The sequence below is a fragment of the Slackia heliotrinireducens DSM 20476 genome (genome assembly GCF_000023885.1).
Taxonomy (GTDB): domain Bacteria; phylum Actinomycetota; class Coriobacteriia; order Coriobacteriales; family Eggerthellaceae; genus Slackia; species Slackia heliotrinireducens.
Genome location: NC_013165.1, coordinates 935,052 through 950,507, shown reverse-complemented (window position 1 = coordinate 950,507; position 15,456 = coordinate 935,052). Strand labels below are relative to the sequence as shown.

At 59.4% G+C, this 15,456-nt stretch carries 11 protein-coding genes; 4 read left to right on the top strand and 7 right to left on the bottom strand.

Translation table 11 applies throughout. From position 1 onward, the window contains the following. Nucleotides 1-33 precede the first annotated feature (33 nt). A complete protein-coding gene (locus SHEL_RS03995) occupies nucleotides 34-285 on the bottom strand; it encodes a hypothetical protein (RefSeq protein ID WP_012797977.1) in 252 nt (83 codons plus the stop codon). A gap of 715 nt (nucleotides 286-1,000) precedes the next feature. Between SHEL_RS03995 and SHEL_RS03990 the strand changes: the two genes are divergently transcribed. Together SHEL_RS03990 and SHEL_RS03985 are read left to right on the top strand one after the other, a co-directional pair. Continuing rightward, the gene (locus SHEL_RS03990; RefSeq protein ID WP_012797976.1) at nucleotides 1,001-4,588 is read left to right on the top strand and encodes a VaFE repeat-containing surface-anchored protein; all 3,588 of its coding nucleotides are present in this window, start codon (nucleotides 1,001-1,003) and stop codon (nucleotides 4,586-4,588) included. A gap of 198 nt (nucleotides 4,589-4,786) precedes the next feature. Beyond that, entirely contained in the window at nucleotides 4,787-5,452 is a 666-nt protein-coding gene (locus tag SHEL_RS03985; RefSeq protein ID WP_012797975.1) for a class B sortase, read from the top strand. A gap of 81 nt (nucleotides 5,453-5,533) precedes the next feature. On the opposite strand, the gene tsf is transcribed toward SHEL_RS03985, so the two are convergent. The 5 genes from tsf to SHEL_RS03960 form a co-directional block, all read right to left on the bottom strand. Beyond that, the gene (tsf, locus tag SHEL_RS03980; RefSeq protein WP_012797974.1) at nucleotides 5,534-6,400 is read right to left on the bottom strand and encodes a translation elongation factor Ts; all 867 of its coding nucleotides are present in this window, start codon (nucleotides 6,398-6,400) and stop codon (nucleotides 5,534-5,536) included. Nucleotides 6,401-6,527: 127 nt separating this feature from the next. Then, nucleotides 6,528-7,280, bottom strand: coding sequence for a 30S ribosomal protein S2 (gene rpsB, locus SHEL_RS03975; RefSeq protein WP_012797973.1), 753 nt, complete (start codon nucleotides 7,278-7,280; stop codon nucleotides 6,528-6,530). Between the two features lie 339 nt (nucleotides 7,281-7,619). Beyond that, a complete protein-coding gene (locus SHEL_RS03970; protein ID WP_012797972.1) occupies nucleotides 7,620-8,654 on the bottom strand; it encodes a threonine aldolase family protein in 1,035 nt (344 codons plus the stop codon). A 109-nt stretch (nucleotides 8,655-8,763) separates the two neighbouring features. Beyond that, on the bottom strand, nucleotides 8,764-9,981 hold the full coding sequence (locus SHEL_RS03965; protein WP_012797971.1) for a hypothetical protein: 1,218 nt from the start codon (nucleotides 9,979-9,981) through the stop codon (nucleotides 8,764-8,766). A gap of 182 nt (nucleotides 9,982-10,163) precedes the next feature. Beyond that, nucleotides 10,164-11,621 (bottom strand): ammonia-forming cytochrome c nitrite reductase subunit c552, encoded by a 1,458-nt coding sequence (locus SHEL_RS03960; protein WP_012797970.1) that lies wholly within the window; start codon nucleotides 11,619-11,621, stop codon nucleotides 10,164-10,166. Nucleotides 11,622-12,152: 531 nt separating this feature from the next. Here SHEL_RS03960 and pdxR point away from each other — a divergent pair. Both pdxR and SHEL_RS03950 read left to right on the top strand, forming a co-directional pair. Next, nucleotides 12,153-13,580, top strand: a complete 1,428-nt coding sequence (gene pdxR, locus SHEL_RS03955; RefSeq protein ID WP_012797969.1) for a MocR-like pyridoxine biosynthesis transcription factor PdxR — start codon at nucleotides 12,153-12,155, stop codon at nucleotides 13,578-13,580. A 75-nt stretch (nucleotides 13,581-13,655) separates the two neighbouring features. Next, nucleotides 13,656-14,228 (top strand): TlpA family protein disulfide reductase, encoded by a 573-nt coding sequence (locus tag SHEL_RS03950; RefSeq protein ID WP_012797968.1) that lies wholly within the window; start codon nucleotides 13,656-13,658, stop codon nucleotides 14,226-14,228. Here the strand turns inward: SHEL_RS03950 and SHEL_RS03945 are convergent. Continuing rightward, on the bottom strand, nucleotides 14,162-15,391 hold the full coding sequence (locus SHEL_RS03945) for a VanZ family protein (RefSeq protein ID WP_012797967.1): 1,230 nt from the start codon (nucleotides 15,389-15,391) through the stop codon (nucleotides 14,162-14,164). The genes SHEL_RS03950 and SHEL_RS03945 overlap by 67 nt on opposite strands. Nucleotides 15,392-15,456 lie beyond the last annotated feature (65 nt).

The following is a 15,456-nucleotide window of genomic DNA, read 5'->3' as shown; positions in this document are numbered from 1 at the left end:
TGGCGTTCGGCTGTCGCCTATGCGCCGTCCTGACTAATCAAGGTCGGGATCTAGGTCTTCCGCCATCAACCAAGACAGCTTAACGGTGGTGAGTTCCGAAAGCCCGACGAACAAGCCGAACCCCTTCTTGCCCCATGGCGCACGCTCGTAGCGCGTCCAAGTGCTCTTGCTTATTCCTATCAGCTCTGCAACTCCGTAGCCGTCAACCTGGTAGGCTTCTTTTACCATGTTGATGCAGGCGGCAAGTCGCCTTTCGCGAACCTCGTTGATTTCGTCTCTTGTCATGGTTTGCGCTCCTTTCGCTATCGACGCTTCGCCCGTTCGAGAGTTTGAAAAATACGGGACTTTTTACGGGACTTTGGCTAGTCCCCTTGGGGTATCGACTGGTATCGGGAGGGGCGTTCGCCCAGGTTGAGTACCCACGAAACCCCGCCTGTGACCTGGGGTTATATTCTGGCAGCCATGAGGTCAGGGGTTCGATCCCCCTAGGCTCCACCATTAACTCTGATACCCGCCAATCGGCGGGTATTTTTTTTGCCCAGAGGCCCCGCAACGACCTCGCTACCCCAAGACCGTCCTCCCCCTTCCCCACCATGCTCGCCGACCGCGTTTCTCGGCGGGACAGAACCGCTCCGTGGAACCACGCCGGTTCGGCCAGATTCCGTCCGTACTTCAAGCACTTGTCCTCCCGTCACGATCACCCACAGGGAGCGGAGCATTCGCTCGAACGCCTGCTTCGGAAATCCAACGGGAACAGGGGGATGGCGCGAGGCGTAAGACCTGAAAAACCTTTTTGAACAAAACCTGAGATTTCCTGAGCGCCTGGTCAGGGAAGCGCGACAAGACCGAATTCAGGAATACGTCAGACTGGGCTCGAGAATCCGTCGAAACTCGTTCAGACGGCGATGGAATCTGCATCAGGCCAGGCTCAGGTTTCACATACAGTTCGGCAAGGTCGGTGCCGTACGCTCGTATCGCAGTTACGTCGATAGGAGATCATATGAACCGACCCACCATCTTCAGCCGGCACCTCCGAAACTCGGGAGGGTTCGCTGGAACCGAATCCGGAATCCACCGCCCTGCACGCACACAGCGGCTGAACGCCGCCTGCTCGGTGCTTCTGGCGCTTTGCCTCGCCTTCACCATGGTGATCGCAGCCCCGACATCCGCATATGCAGTATCGGCCTCCGTCTACGACGTGAAACCGAACCCCAACGGGTCGCAAACCGTCGACGAGTATTTCGGTATCGCAGGAAAGGTGCAGCCGTGGCTGGAATCCCACGAGCATGACGACTACTACCTCGGAACGGAATACGACGGTTGGAACAGCGGCGAGCTTACCGAATCGGAAATCGCCCATTGCCGCAGGCCCAAAGGTGAAGTGGGCAGCAACGACCCCGGCATGAACTGCACGGGATTCGTCACGGCCGTGTTCATGAAACTCGGCGCCGACGTGCCGGGCAAGATTCCGCACACCGGCATCGGCAGCTGGTGCAACACGGGAAACTGGCTGCGCCTGCTGGAAGAACAGGACGTCGTCGGATACGAATACGACAGCGTCGATGCGCTGCTGAAGGACGGCAAGGCCCAGAAAGGCGACATCATCCTCATGCTTTGCACCAGTAGCGTGTGGTCTGCAGGCGTCGATAAGTACGGCAACTACGCCGACTGGCACATCGGATTCTTCTGGGGCGACAGCCCATCCGACAATAAATACTGGCACTCCTCCCACCCCGTCAACGGAATCGACGGAGGCGAATCCCTCAAGTACTCCAACCAGATTTCCAAAATCGTTCCCAAGGCGCAATCGGACAAATTCTTTCTGCTGCCCGTGCAGCATGAAGGGTCCATCGAGCTGACCAAGACGTCGAACAACCCGGACATGACCGCTTCGAACGGGCAGTACTCGCTGAACGGCAGCTGCTACACGGTTTACTCCGACAAGGCCCTCAAGAAGAAGGTCGGCACGCTGAAAACGAACGCGTCCGGAACCGCGACCATTGATGTGGCGGCAGGGACGTACTACATCCAGGAAACGGCAGCGCCCCATGGCTACGCCACGGACACGGCGGTCTACACCGTGACGGTCAAAGCCAGCAAGACGACGAAGCTTGCCGTTAAGGAAACGCCGCAAAGCGCCCAGGCGGGCCTTCTCGTCGCAAAGCACGACGCGGATTTCGGAAACAGAGCCCAAAACAGCGACACGAGCGGAAACGTTCCGCAGGGTGGCGCATCCCTGGCGGGCGCAGAGTTCACCGTGAAGCATTTTGCTACCGACGACGCATCGAAAGGCCCCCTGCGCACCTGGGTGTTCGCAACCGACGAGCATGGTTCCCTAACCCTGGACGCCAAACATCTGGTATCGGGAGATGCCCTGTATACCGACAGCGCCGGCAACCCGGCCTTGCCGTTAGGAACCTATTCCATCCAGGAGACGGCGGCTCCTGCCGGATATCTGCTCGACGATACTGTGCGCACCATAACCGTCAACGCCCAAGGCAGCACCGAACACTCCCCCGTCTATCAGACGGCCGCCGCCCCCGAATCCGTCATCCGCGGCGGACTGTCCGTCCAGAAGCTGGATGCGGAAACCGACGGTAACGAGCCTTTGGGAGAAGCGACGCTCGAAGGGGCGCAGTTCGCCGTCAGCAACGGCAACGACAACCCGGTGGTTGTCGGCGGCGTCACCTACCAGCCAGGCGAGACGATCCTGACGCTGACCACCGACAGTGAAGGATTTGCCCAGACCGCAGAGGACGCCCTTCCATACGGACGCTACCTTGTAGCCGAAACCGTCGCGCCACGGGGATACCTGCTGCAGAACGACGGCTTCGCCTCCGAGGCGTTCGTCGGCGAGCAGGGCAAGGTGTCGCAGGTGGATGAGGCCGCCGAAAACCAGGTGAAACGGGGCGATATCGAATTCAAGAAGAAGGACGAATCGAGCTCTACGGCCTTGGCGGGCATCCCCTTCCGCATAACCTCCGAAACCACGGGCGAAAGCCATGTCATCGTGACCGACGAGAACGGCTACGCCTCAACCTCGTCCGACCAGGTGCCCCACAGCTCGCAGACCAACGGAAACGACGGCGCCGCTGAGCCCGCCTGGGAAATCGGGGTGTGGTTCGGCGTAACCGAAAGCGGCGTGCAGGCACCCGTCAACGATGCGCTCGGAGCGCTTCCATACGACACCTATACCATCGAAGAACTGGCATGCGAGGCCAACGCCGACAAGTCGTTGGTGAAGCAGGAGCACGTGGTAGTCCACCGCGACATGAGGACCGTCGATCTGGGCACCATCGACAACCTGGATCTTTACATGGCCACCCAGGCTCAGGATGCCTCCGACGGCGACCAAGTGGTCGCGGCCGATACCGAGGCGACCATCGTCGACACGGTTCGCTACGTCGGGTTGCAGCGCGGCGCGGACTACACCCTGCATGCCGAGCTCATGGACGCCTCGGCAGGCGAACCCGTCCTAGAAGCAGGCGAGCCCGTATGCGCCGACGTCCAGTTCGCAGCCAAGACCCCCAACGACTCCGTGGAGGTGCCGATTACCTTCGATGCTTTGGCTCTGGAACAGACCGGCCCTCTGGTCGTTTTCGAAACGCTGCTGGACGCTCAGGGCAACGTCGTGACCGAACATAAGGACCTCGAGGACAAAGACCAGACCGTTACCGTCGTCAAACCCGAAATAGGCACGACGGCCGCAGATGGAAGCGACGGGGACAAAACGGTATCGGCGAGTATGTCATCAACGATTGTGGACACGGTGGCGTACAAGGGGCTCACACCCGGCAAGACCTACACGGTGACCGGCGTCCTCATGGACAAGGGAAGCGGCGAGCCATTGCTGCAGGACGACCAAGCCATTACAAGCTCCGCGGAATTCACTCCAGAAGCCGCTGAGGGCTCCGTTGAGGTGGTGTTTGAGTTCTCGAGTTGCAACTATACGGAAACAAGCATCGTTGTGTTTGAGACGCTTCTGAGGGGCGATCGGGAAGTTGCCGTCCATGCCGACATAGAGGATGAGGCCCAGACGGTCACGGTTGAGAAGCCGAGCATTCGGACGACCGCCGTCGACGGTTCGGACCGAGACAAGGCGATTTCGGCTGCCAAGGGCCAAAAGATCGTGGACACCGTGACGTACCAGGGGCTGGTGCCTGGGCAGGAGTACCGCGTAAGCGGCACGCTGGTGGACGTCTCGACGGGCGAGCACGTGAAAGTGGACGGGAAAGAACTGACCTCCGACGCCGTGTTCACGCCTGATAAGCCGTCGGGGAGCGTCGACGTGACATTCGTGTTCGATGCCACGTCCTACGGATCGAGCTCAATCGTCGTCTTCGAGACCCTGTATCAGAAGGACGTTGAACTGGCCGTGCATGCGGATTTGGAAGACGCCGACCAGACCGTGCGGGTTGACCAGCCCGATCAGCCCCACAAGCAGGAGAAAGGCAGAGGATTCTCCAAAACCGGAAGCATGCTGAGGGAATACCGGTGGTTGGCGGCAGCTTTGGCCGGCGTGACCGTCGCCGCAGCGTCGCTGGGCGTCTGGAGCATCCGACGCAGCCGTCGCGGGGAAACGTCGTAGGACATGTATCGGCTTCGTTTGTGGAGGAGGAGGTTTGCTCGCCTCCTCCCCTTCCGTTCGCATCGAATACTTGCCGCGGGCATAACCCGTCGGCCAAAGCGCGCCCGTCCGAAAGCTTCCGCTTTCGCGAAAGCCGGATTCACAGTCGCCGCGCTCGGCGCAGGACTGCTGATAGCGACGTCCGTCGGAGTGGTGGGTATGCAGCAGCGCGCTGCAGACGTGCATGCCGACCCGGACATGGATGCCGACCCGAAAGACGAAGCGCGCCGCGACACCGCCCTGGAAGAGCGGCCCGAGGTGGATTGGGACTACTGGCTTGACGAGAATCCGCAGATTGTTGCATGGCTCACTGTGCCTGGAACCGACATAGACTGCCCCGTGGTACAGGCTCCCGCCGACAACCCCGAATTCTATCTGCGCCACGATATCTTCGGCACCTGGAACTACGCAGGATGCCCCTATGTGGATGCCTCTTGCCCGAAAGGCGTGGATTCTCCGTGCGTGCTGATCTACGGACACAACCTAACGGGCGAGCCGGAAACCATGTTCGCCGATTTCGCACAGTATGTGGATGAGGATTACGCCCGCAAGCACGCGCGAATGGTCTTGCAGACGCAGGATGAAACAAGGGAGCTAACCGTGTGGGGTGCTGCAGTGGTGGAAGGGACAAGCCCGCTTAACCGCACGGCATTCGAAAGCGAAGCCGACCTCACGGACTACCGAGGGCTGCTGCTGTCCCGCGCGAACATGGTACTTGACGGAGCGGCTTGGGACCGGGGCACGCTCTACGTATTCTGCACCTGCTCATACAGCACTTACCGCAACGAGCGGACCCTGGTGTTCGCAACGGGGCCTCCGGCATGACGGAACAGCCCGCCATGGGCACCTGAAAACAAAAAAAACCCGCCGCAAATCGCGGCGGGCTCGAAGGTGCGAAAGGCAGACTTACGCGGTTTCTCCCAGCTGGAAGCGCTTGAAGCCGGTCACTTTGATGGTGCCGCCCAGCTCCTTGGCGACGGCGTCGACGTACTCGCCGACGGTCTGGTCGCCGTTCTTGACGAAGGTCTGCTCGGTGAGGCACTGCTCCTGGAAGAACTTGTTCAGGCGGCCTTCGGCCATCTTCTCCTGGATGTGCTCGGGCTTGCCGGACTCGGCGGCCTGGGTCTTGTAGATGGTCTTCTCATGCTCGACGACGTCGGCAGGGACATCCTCGCGGGTGGCGGCGATGGGGTTCATCGCGGCGACCTGCATGGCAACGTCACGGCCGGCAGCCACAAACGCGTCGGTGGTGGGGTCGATGCCCTCGACGGCGAAGGTGACCAGAACGCCCATCTTGCCGCCCATGTGGATGTAAGGAACGACAGCGTCGCCCTCGACCACGGTGAAGCGGGCGAGCTGAGTGTTCTCGCCGATCTTATGGATGCAGTCGGTGAGGGTCTCTTCGACGGTTTCGCCTTCGAATTCAACGGCCTTCAGGGCATCGAGGTCGGCAGGCTTGGCGGCGAGAGCGGCCTGGGCGATGCGCTGTGCGTAGCCCTTGAACTTGTCGTTGCTGCTCACGAAGTCGGTTTCGCAGTTCAGCTCGACAAGAACGCCGGACTTGGCATCCTCGGAGACAACGGCGGCGATGGTACCTTCGTTGGTGGCACGGCCGGCCTTCTTGGCGACTGCGGCAAGGCCGCGGGTACGCAGGACGTCGACGGCCTTCTCCATATCGCCGTCAGCTTCGACGAGCGCCTTCTTGCACTCCATCATGCCGGCGTCGGTCATTTCGCGGAGTTCCTTGACCATGGCAGCGGTGATCTGAGCCATATCTCATTCCTTTCTCAAAGGAAGCGCGGGCAATGCGCCCGTGCATCAACGTTGTTGTAAAAAACGGCGGGCAGCACCTTTATCCGAAGATGCAGAACCCGCCGCGCATTCAAAGTCCGATCAGCTGTTATTCAGCAGCAGGAGCGGCGGCCTCTTCGGCCTCCTCGGCGGAAGCAATGATCTCTTCCTCGACAGCGGAAACGCCGGTTGCGTCAATGACAGCGTCGGCCACGAAAGTGGCGAGCAGGTTGACGGAACGGATGGCGTCGTCGTTGGCGGGAATGCCGAAATCGACATCGTCGGGGTCGCAGTTGGTATCCAGGGTGCCGACCACGGGGATGCCGAGGCGCTTGGCCTCATGGATGGCCAGCTGCTCGCGGTTGGTGTCGACGACGAAGACGGCGTCGGGGAGCTTGGTCATGTTGCGGATGCCGTTGAGGTTGGTCTGCAGCTTTGCGAGCTCCTTGTTCAGCAGGATCTGCTCCTTCTTGGGCAGGACTTCCATGCGGCCGTCGGCCTGCATGGCTTCCAGCTCTTCCATACGCTTCACGCGGGAGCGGATGGTGACGAAGTTGGTGAGCATGCCGCCGAGCCAACGAGCGTTGACGTAAGGCATGCCGCAGCGGTCAGCCTGGGTGGCGACGGCTTCCTGGGCCTGCTTCTTGGTGCCGACGAACAGCACGGTGCCGCCCTTGGCAGCGGTCTCGGCGACGAAGGAATACGCCTGGTCGAGTCCGATGAGGGTCTGCTTGAGGTCGATGATGTAGATGTCCCCACGGCTGCCGAAGATGTACGGCTTCATCTTGGGGTTCCAACGACGGGTCTGATGCCCGAAGTGTGCGCCTGCTTCGAGCAGGCTCTTGATGCTGACTTTCGCCATTGCACTCTCCATTCGTTAAGCCTCTGCCCAAGGTCATCCTTGTTTGCGCAGCCTTTTTCGGGTGGCCACTCGCGCATCGAAGTCGCTTGGACATGTGAAATATAGAAACTCGTGCATTATACCGCCCCTATCGGCGGTTGCAAGCAAACGTTTGCCGCCTGCGCGGATGCTCCACAAACGAACGCCGGACCACGAAGGAGCAAGCCAGAAAGAAGGCTTCCCGACGGAACGTCGGTTTTGAAACTGAGCAGGAACCGTCTGGTCGCCAGTGCAAAGGGCATGCCTGGTTCACTAAAACGGGCCGGACCTCGCAAGGATATCGGCCCGCCCTATGCCCGTTTAAAGACCCTGGATGGCCCTTACCAGGACATCCACATCCTCTTCGGTCGTTGCCCAGCTTGTGCAGAAGCGGATGATGCGGTGTCCTTCGTCCGCACGACCTTCGTCTTCATACACGAAATCCTTGGCCAGCTTGTCGGCCACTTCGTCGCTGACGACCACGAACTGCTGGTTCGTCGAGCTTTCGATGTATGCGGGAATTCCTGCGTTTTCAAACGCCTTGCGGATGCGCATCGCGTAGCGCACCGCTCTTTCGCCGAGTTCGAAATACAAGCCTTTGCGGAAGAGGATCTCGAACTGGATGCCCATCAGCCAGCCTTTGGCCAGAAGCCCTGCGTTCTGCTTGATGGCTGCACGGAAATACGGCTTCAGGTCGTCATGGCACAGCACGATGGCTTCGCCGAACAAGGCGCCGCACTTCGTACCGCCGATATAGAAGGCATCGGCAAGGCGCGCTATGTCGGGCAACGTCACATCGGTTTCGGACGACGCGAGGCCGTAAGACATTCTGGCTCCATCGATATATAGGTACATCATGTATTCGTCGCAGACCGACCGAATGGCGGTAAGCTCGTCGAGGGTGTAGACCGTGCCGAATTCCGTCGGGAACGACAAGTACACCATCTTCGGCTGGACCACGTGCTCCCAAACGGGGCTCGTCCGGTAGTCTTCGCCGACCGACGCGATCTGATCAGCCGTTATCTTGCCGTCAGGACTCGCCAGGCCCAGAATCTTGTGACCCGTATGCTCGACCGCACCTGTTTCATGCACGTTGATATGGCCGCTATCGGCGCAAACGACCGCCTGATGCGGACGCAGCGCAGCATCGATCACGGTGAAGTTCGCCTGGGTTCCGCCCACGATGAAGTGAACTTCGGCATCGCTGCGGTCGCAATGCGTGCGGATGGTGTCCGCAGCCATGTCGCACCACGGGTCCAAGCCGTATCCGCCATAGCTGTTCTCATTGATGCTGGTCAACGCGCTTAGTATCCGGGGATGCGCCCCATAGCTGTAATCGTTGTTATACCGAATCATCGCGACCCAATCCTCCCTTTGCCTTCACAGTGGCACAAAAGAATAGCAGCCCTGCAAACAGGGCTGCCACTCCAAAATAAATCGCTATGACTTGCGGAGAAAATCTTCGCTATTCCTCCGTATTTTCTTCGGCCACGGCCTCGGCCTCAGGTTCGGCCTGCGCTTCAGACTCGGCGGCCTGCTGCTCCTCGACCTCTTCGATGTCGTCCAGCGTGATTTCGGCCAGAAGGTCCTCGGGGAGGACGCGTTGGGCGTTGTAGGATTCGTCGGCTCGCAGCACGTCGATAAGGATGCCTTCGTTTTCGGCGATGTCTTCCTCAACCGAAGGATAGAAGAAGATGTAGACCGGCTGGCAGTACTTGTAGTCGGCGTAGACGTCGATGTTGCCCAAGCCGTTAAGCTGTTCGTGAACGGCTTGGCCGATGTCGGAGGCGTGCCCCACGAAGACGTCGCGCGTGGAGTTGGGAGCCTTCTTACGCGGTGCGCGATCGAGTGTGGCGATGACGTAGCAGCCAGGTGTGGACAGATAGCCCAAGTTGCCGATCTGTTTCATGGTCTTGGCGTCGAGCCATTCCTCTTCGAACTTCTCAGCGGAGATGCACTTGCTTGCCCCGCGCAGCGCTGCGCGAACAGCCTTCTTGCGCTTGTTCTTTTCGGAAGCGTCCTTGAGCGCATCCTGGGCGGCAGATGCGGCCTCGGCGCTGCGGACGTTAGCGGTTTTAGCGGCTTCGGCGGCCTTCTCGCGGGCAACTTTGGCCGTGGCGACAGCGTTCTCGTTAGCGACCTTAGCGACCTCGGCGGCCTTGACATTGGCCTCTTTGGCGGTAACCGAGGCCTTCTCGCGAGCCACCTTTGCCACCTCGGCGGCCTTGGCGCCTGCCGTGACGACGTTTTCGGCCACCTTTGCGTTGACAGCCTTGGCAACCTCAACAGCCTGCGGAGCCGTAGCCTTTGCGACGTCGACGCCGCGCTGACCTGCGGCCACGACGGCTGCTACTACCTTCGGTGCAGCAGCGCGGGCGGCGGCGCCAGCATCACCGAGTTTGGCAGCCGCTGCTGCGACATAATCGGTGGCGGGCTCCACCACAGGCGTGGCAACATATTCAGTAACCGGCTCTTCGACGACTTCCACAACCGGCTCCTCCGAAACGGCTTGTTCGGCCTCGACAACCCGGGCGGCATCTTCGACGACCTCTACAACCTCGGATTCGACCTGATCGGCAACCTCGACGACAGCCTCTTCGGCAGCTTCGGCAACCTCGGCTTCGGTCTGGACGGCAGCCTCCTCGACGGCAGCTTCGACGGACTCTTTGGTCTGATCGCTCATACATCCTCCTTAACGGGACGACTCCGTATGTGTTGAATCCCATATTACCCCGATGCTGATGTGTCCGATCGAGAAAACCCGCTTCGTTTCCTAACCGTATTTGAATACCGACGTGAATGGCAAAGGACCCCGGAAACCGGGGTCCTTGTGTGAGTGCAAGAAGCCGTTGCGAAAGCGTACGCTTATGCGGCAGTGTGTTCCATTACGGTCTGCTCGGCGGCAGCGACATCGTCGACCACGGAGGAAACGCCGAGGATCTCGTCACCCTTGTCCAGCCACTCGTTGGCGGAAGCGATAAGCTCCCTGGAGAAGTCGGGGTTATGGGCGCCTTCGCTGTTCTCGGCAGCTTCAAGGTTCCAGTAGTAGCAGGCGGCGCGCTGGATGTACTGCAGTTCGGCGATCTGGTCGTCAGTGAGGGTACCGGCCTCGATGGCATCTTCGAAGTTGAAGATGAACAGGCAGGCACGCAGTCCGACCTCATGTTCGCTTGCCATAATTTCGTCCTGAATGGCTTTGATCTCGCCAGCCAGGTCCTTGTGGCACATGCTGCAGTTCTCGGCGATCAGTTCTTCATTCTCGGTAGGAACGGTCCACTGGTGATTGGTGTACTCGGTGCCGTCCTCGGCCGTCGCCTTGCCCATATGGCAGTCGTTGCAGGTGTAGTTCTCGCCCGTAGCCTGGTTGATCATGTTGATCATGGGGCTTCCGCCGTTGGCGTAGTTGAACTCGAACTCCGCATGACGGATGGCGAGCATCTGGGCGCCCGTGGACTCGTAGGTCCAGTCGACGAAGTTGTTGTCATCGTAGAACTTAAGGGCGTTTTCGGGGCTCATGGATTCCAGACCACCCGTGTAAGGGCTGGTCGGGATGCCGGTCTCAGGAGCCATGGAGTAGTCGCAGTGGCACTGGCCGCAGACTACGGATTCCATCGGGACGGTATCGACATCGGCACCCATGGCGTCTTTCCACTGTGCGCGGTCGATCTCGAAGCCCGTAGGATCGTTTGCATGGCAGCTGGCGCAGGAGATGCCCTCCGTGAACCAACCGTCCATGCTCAGGAACTTCTCTTTGAAGACTTCGTTGCCGTTCTCGTCAACATAGTTGGAGAACTGAGGAGTCTTGCAGGCCCAGCAGCCGGCGCCGCTCTTCTCGCTGATGCGGCCGTTATGGGTGACGGTCCACAGAGAGTAGACATGGCCGGCAGGCTCGGTGTAGTACTTCGCATAGCCGTAGCCCAAACCCAGGATCTTGATTTCCGGATTGGTGTCGAGGTAGCTGACCTTCTCGGCTGCGTTCGCTTCGGCTTCGGCAGCATCGTAGCCCTCGTCAGCGATGGTGGTCGTATCCTCGGTAGGACCGTTTTCCTCAGCGTAGTCGACGGGCTGATTCTCCTTGTTCTTTACATAGGTGGCGTACTGGTTGGGATAGATATCCTTCCACTGCTCTGCCGTGACGACTCCGTACTCATCAGGTTCGGGCGTCTCGTAGGTAACGGTTTGAGCAGCATCGCCAGCCTCTTCGGCTTCTGTAGGTTCAGAAGTCGCGGTAGGTGCGCAGGCCGTTGCAGCTGCGAGCGAAACGACGAACGCTCCAGCGCAAACCCACGCCAACCCCTTTTTCCAAGCGGATGTTTTCAACATGGCTAACCCCCTTCCAATTGAAAGCCAAGTTGCTTCTCTTGCACTATGGAAAAGATATGATGTGGAAGGGTTTGAGGTAAAGGTACAGTTGCAAGTTTTTTCTGGTGCAACTGTCCTGGTAACAGTTGCTAGGTTATCATCAAAACGCCTGTTGAAAGCATCCTTTACTACCTAACGTGTTTGATGGGCCAAAACGATTCTTCGCAACACGGAAGAACCTCCCCTGCCTATTTGCAAACAGGCGTCGGCGACTCTGGACGGTCGACGTAGATGATGCCCGAGTAGCCGCCGTCCGCCCGCACGCACGCCCCCCGATAAACAGTTTCATTACTTATGGGCTCCCAGCTCCCCATCTGGTTTCAGGAAGGATAAACTTTCCTTATTGTCCTGCTCTCTTGCAGCCGCCAAACCGTCATTATCCGAAACTGACAGTTTGCCCATTGGCCTACGAATAAAATTGAAGGGCTCGCAGTCGTATTCAGTGAAGAATGGAGAACCCCCTCATACGGGTACCAATGGAGGCGTCAATCCGTGCTTTACCTTGATAGCACTAGCAATGAACCGTTTTATCAACAGCTCTATCAGCAGATTGTCGAAGGCATCCACGATGGAACCTATCCCGAAGGGTCCCGCCTTCCCTCTATTCGAGCCTGCGCCCGCGACCTGCACGTGTCCACCAACACCATCGAACAGGCCTATCGCCTTGCGGTTCAGGAAGACCTGGTGCTGACGAAACCGGGCAGCGGCTATTTCGTCAACAAGCAGCCGAAACGCGACCACGACAGCTTTGTCTTCTCGAAAGAGTACCAAGCCGACATCGAACGGCTTAAGGCGATATGCGCACCGGCCACCGAGGAGTCGGACGTACGATACGACTTCAGGTACGACAACCTGGAGCCTGATTCGTTCCCCTATACCACATGGGCCCGCGTGACCCGCAACGTCCTTTTCTCCAAACACGCCCCCAGTGCGGCCCGATACAGCGACCCCCAAGGACTGTTCTCGCTGCGCAAGCAAATCGCCCGTCATCTGGCCCATGAGGACAACACGCGCGCCATCCCAGAGCAGATCATCGTTCTCTCGAACACCCGCGCGATCATTAGCACCGTCGCATCGCTTTTCGACAGGACGACGACGGAAGTCTGCGTCGAAAACCCCGGATTCAACGAGGTTCACGCAGGATTTGCGAACCTGGGCATGAAGGTAAGCAGCTACCCAGCGTTCTCCCCCACCAGCCTCACGTTGCCCCAGCCGAAAGACGGCAGGCAGCTGGTGCTGTTCATCACGCCCTCGTGCCAGTTCCCCACCACAGCCGTGCTCAACACGGAGCAACGGAAGCAGCTGCTCGCTTGGGCTGAAGAGACCGACTCATACGTGATTGTGGACACCTACGGCCAGGAATTTCAGGCAGGAATACGTCGCTCCCCGTCGCTGCAGTCGATGGATGCCAACGGCCGCATCATCACAATCGGCTCGTTTTCCCGCTCGCTTTCGCCGTCCCTGTGCATTAGCTATGCCGTGCTGCCACCGAAACTCATGATCGAATGGATCGAGAAGAACAGGGGCTACCACGCCCAGGTGCCTTGGCAGACCCAAGCCGCCCTCTCTTCATATATGGCGAACGGCTTCTGGCAGAACCATCTGCAGAAACTGCATTCGTCGTATTCGGAAAAGCGCAAACAGCTGGTCCGCTGCCTGCAAACGTACATGGCCGGCAAGATAGACGTCATGGACGGAAACGCCGGTCTACATGTGCTCGTCCGGACAAAGGACGGTCGTTCGGCGGACGAGCTTATCGCCAGCGCCGCCGAATACGGCATCGCCGTGTATCCAACCGATATATACTGGGCAGACGGCACGCCGCGCGGCTGGAACTTCGTTCTCGTCGGTTGTTCCGCCATACCGCTCGAAAGCATCGAGCCAGGAATCCGTTTGCTGACAGAGGCCTGGTTCGGATAGGATTCGGTGCCGTCAGCGGCACAGCACAACCCAAGCCACGGCTTCGTCACGCTGCACCCAAGGGGAGGGCCCGCCATGTCACCCGTTAAGAAACCCATCGTTTTGGCCATCGTCCTTGTGCTGGTGCTTGCCGCATCGGGCATCGCCTTCGCAGTCGTGAACGTGACGGAGCGCGACGCTGCTCCCGATGTTGCCGCCGCAGGTGAGGAAAAGGAAGAAGCCGGTGCCGCCATCTTCCCGGATTTCACCGTTCAGACCGTCGACGGCGAACTGGTTTCGCTGTCGGACATGAAAGGCAAGCCCGTCGTCATCGGCTACTGGGCCACCTGGTGCCCCTACTGCGTTGATGAGGCCCCTGCCATCCAAGCCCTGTACGAAACCTACGGGGAAAACGTCAACTTCATGATGATCGACCTGGTAGACGGCGAGCAGGAAACCGTGGAAAGCGGGTCCGCCTGGATCGAGGAGCAGGGCTACACCTACCCCGTGTATTACGACCTTACAGGAGACGCCGCTTATGCGGGCTCGGTGTATTATCTTCCTACTACGTTCATTCTGGATGCCGAAGGCAAAGTGGTCGTCTACTCAGAATCCGCCGTCTCGTTCGCCGAGGTTTCCGACGTACTCGCATCGTTGCTGACGAAATAGCCAGCCGCGTCCGCCCCACGCAATGCGCTGATCTGCTCGAGCGACATGATGCGCGTGTCTGTCAGGATGCCGTTGAGCATGACGAAAGGATGGCGCCTCGCCGAGCGGATCGCCCGCACCGCCACCGTCAGCAGCCACGTTCCATACACCGTCGCCAAGACCGATGCAACCAAAGAGGAATTGACGGGCACGCCTTCGATGGTGCGTGGCAGAAGGACGAACGCCCAGGCAGGCAGCATGAGAAACACCCAGATGAGCAGGATGTAGCGTCCGCAAGCACGATACCATCGGGTGCGGCCGCCATCGGGCCCCACAATGCGCAGCTCCAGCAGACGCTGCCCAAACGTCGCATGATCGGCCAAAGCCGGAGCCAGCACGAAGACGATTCCTGTTATGACCAGCAGAGCGGCAAGATCGCCAGCCTCGGGGTTCGGCACCGTCGGTTTCGCCACGGTCCAAACGGCGAAGGCCCCGGAGCAAAGCGCAACATCGATGGCAAACGCCCAGAGTCGGCGCGTGAACGTAGTAAACGACGCGCTTTGGCGCAGCGACTCCTCGTTCATGTCGTCGATGTCGGGCAGGTGCCACGTCAGAGGAAACGCCAGCCAGAAGCCCAGCATGGCCCCTGTGGTGTTGATCAGCAGGTCGTCCACGTCGAAAAGCCTGTACGGGTGCGCATACCATCCCCATAGGCCTGTCAACTGGGACGTTTCGAAAAACAGCGACAAGGCCAAGCCCGACACGAGCGCCTGCCACCAGCGGCAGCCGAAGAAGTATTTCATGAAGATGCCGAAAGGCACCGTCAAAAACACGTTGAACAGGGCCTCGTACACATCGGGGATCATCAGCGTCGCAACCCATGAAGATGGGTCTGTCATGCTGAATCCGGCTTGGGCGGCTATGCGGCGCACGAACCGGAACAATTCGAGGTTCGGGATGCGTGCCCCCGCCACCACGGCATCGCGGCTTTCCGGCAGCGGCATGATGACCAGGTAATACGCCGTGGTTATATAGAATATGAACAAGAATACGACGAAGGACTTCCACACCGGCACGCGACCGTAGCGGCGGTACTGATACACCATGTACGGCAACGTGCACAAAGCTGCGACCAGCGGGAAGCTGAACACCGAAAAACTGATGGATGCAACGTAGGACGACACGGGCCGAATGTCTTTCTCTAAGGGAACGGACAGAGGAAGGATACCGCGATGCGCGCCGCTGTGCC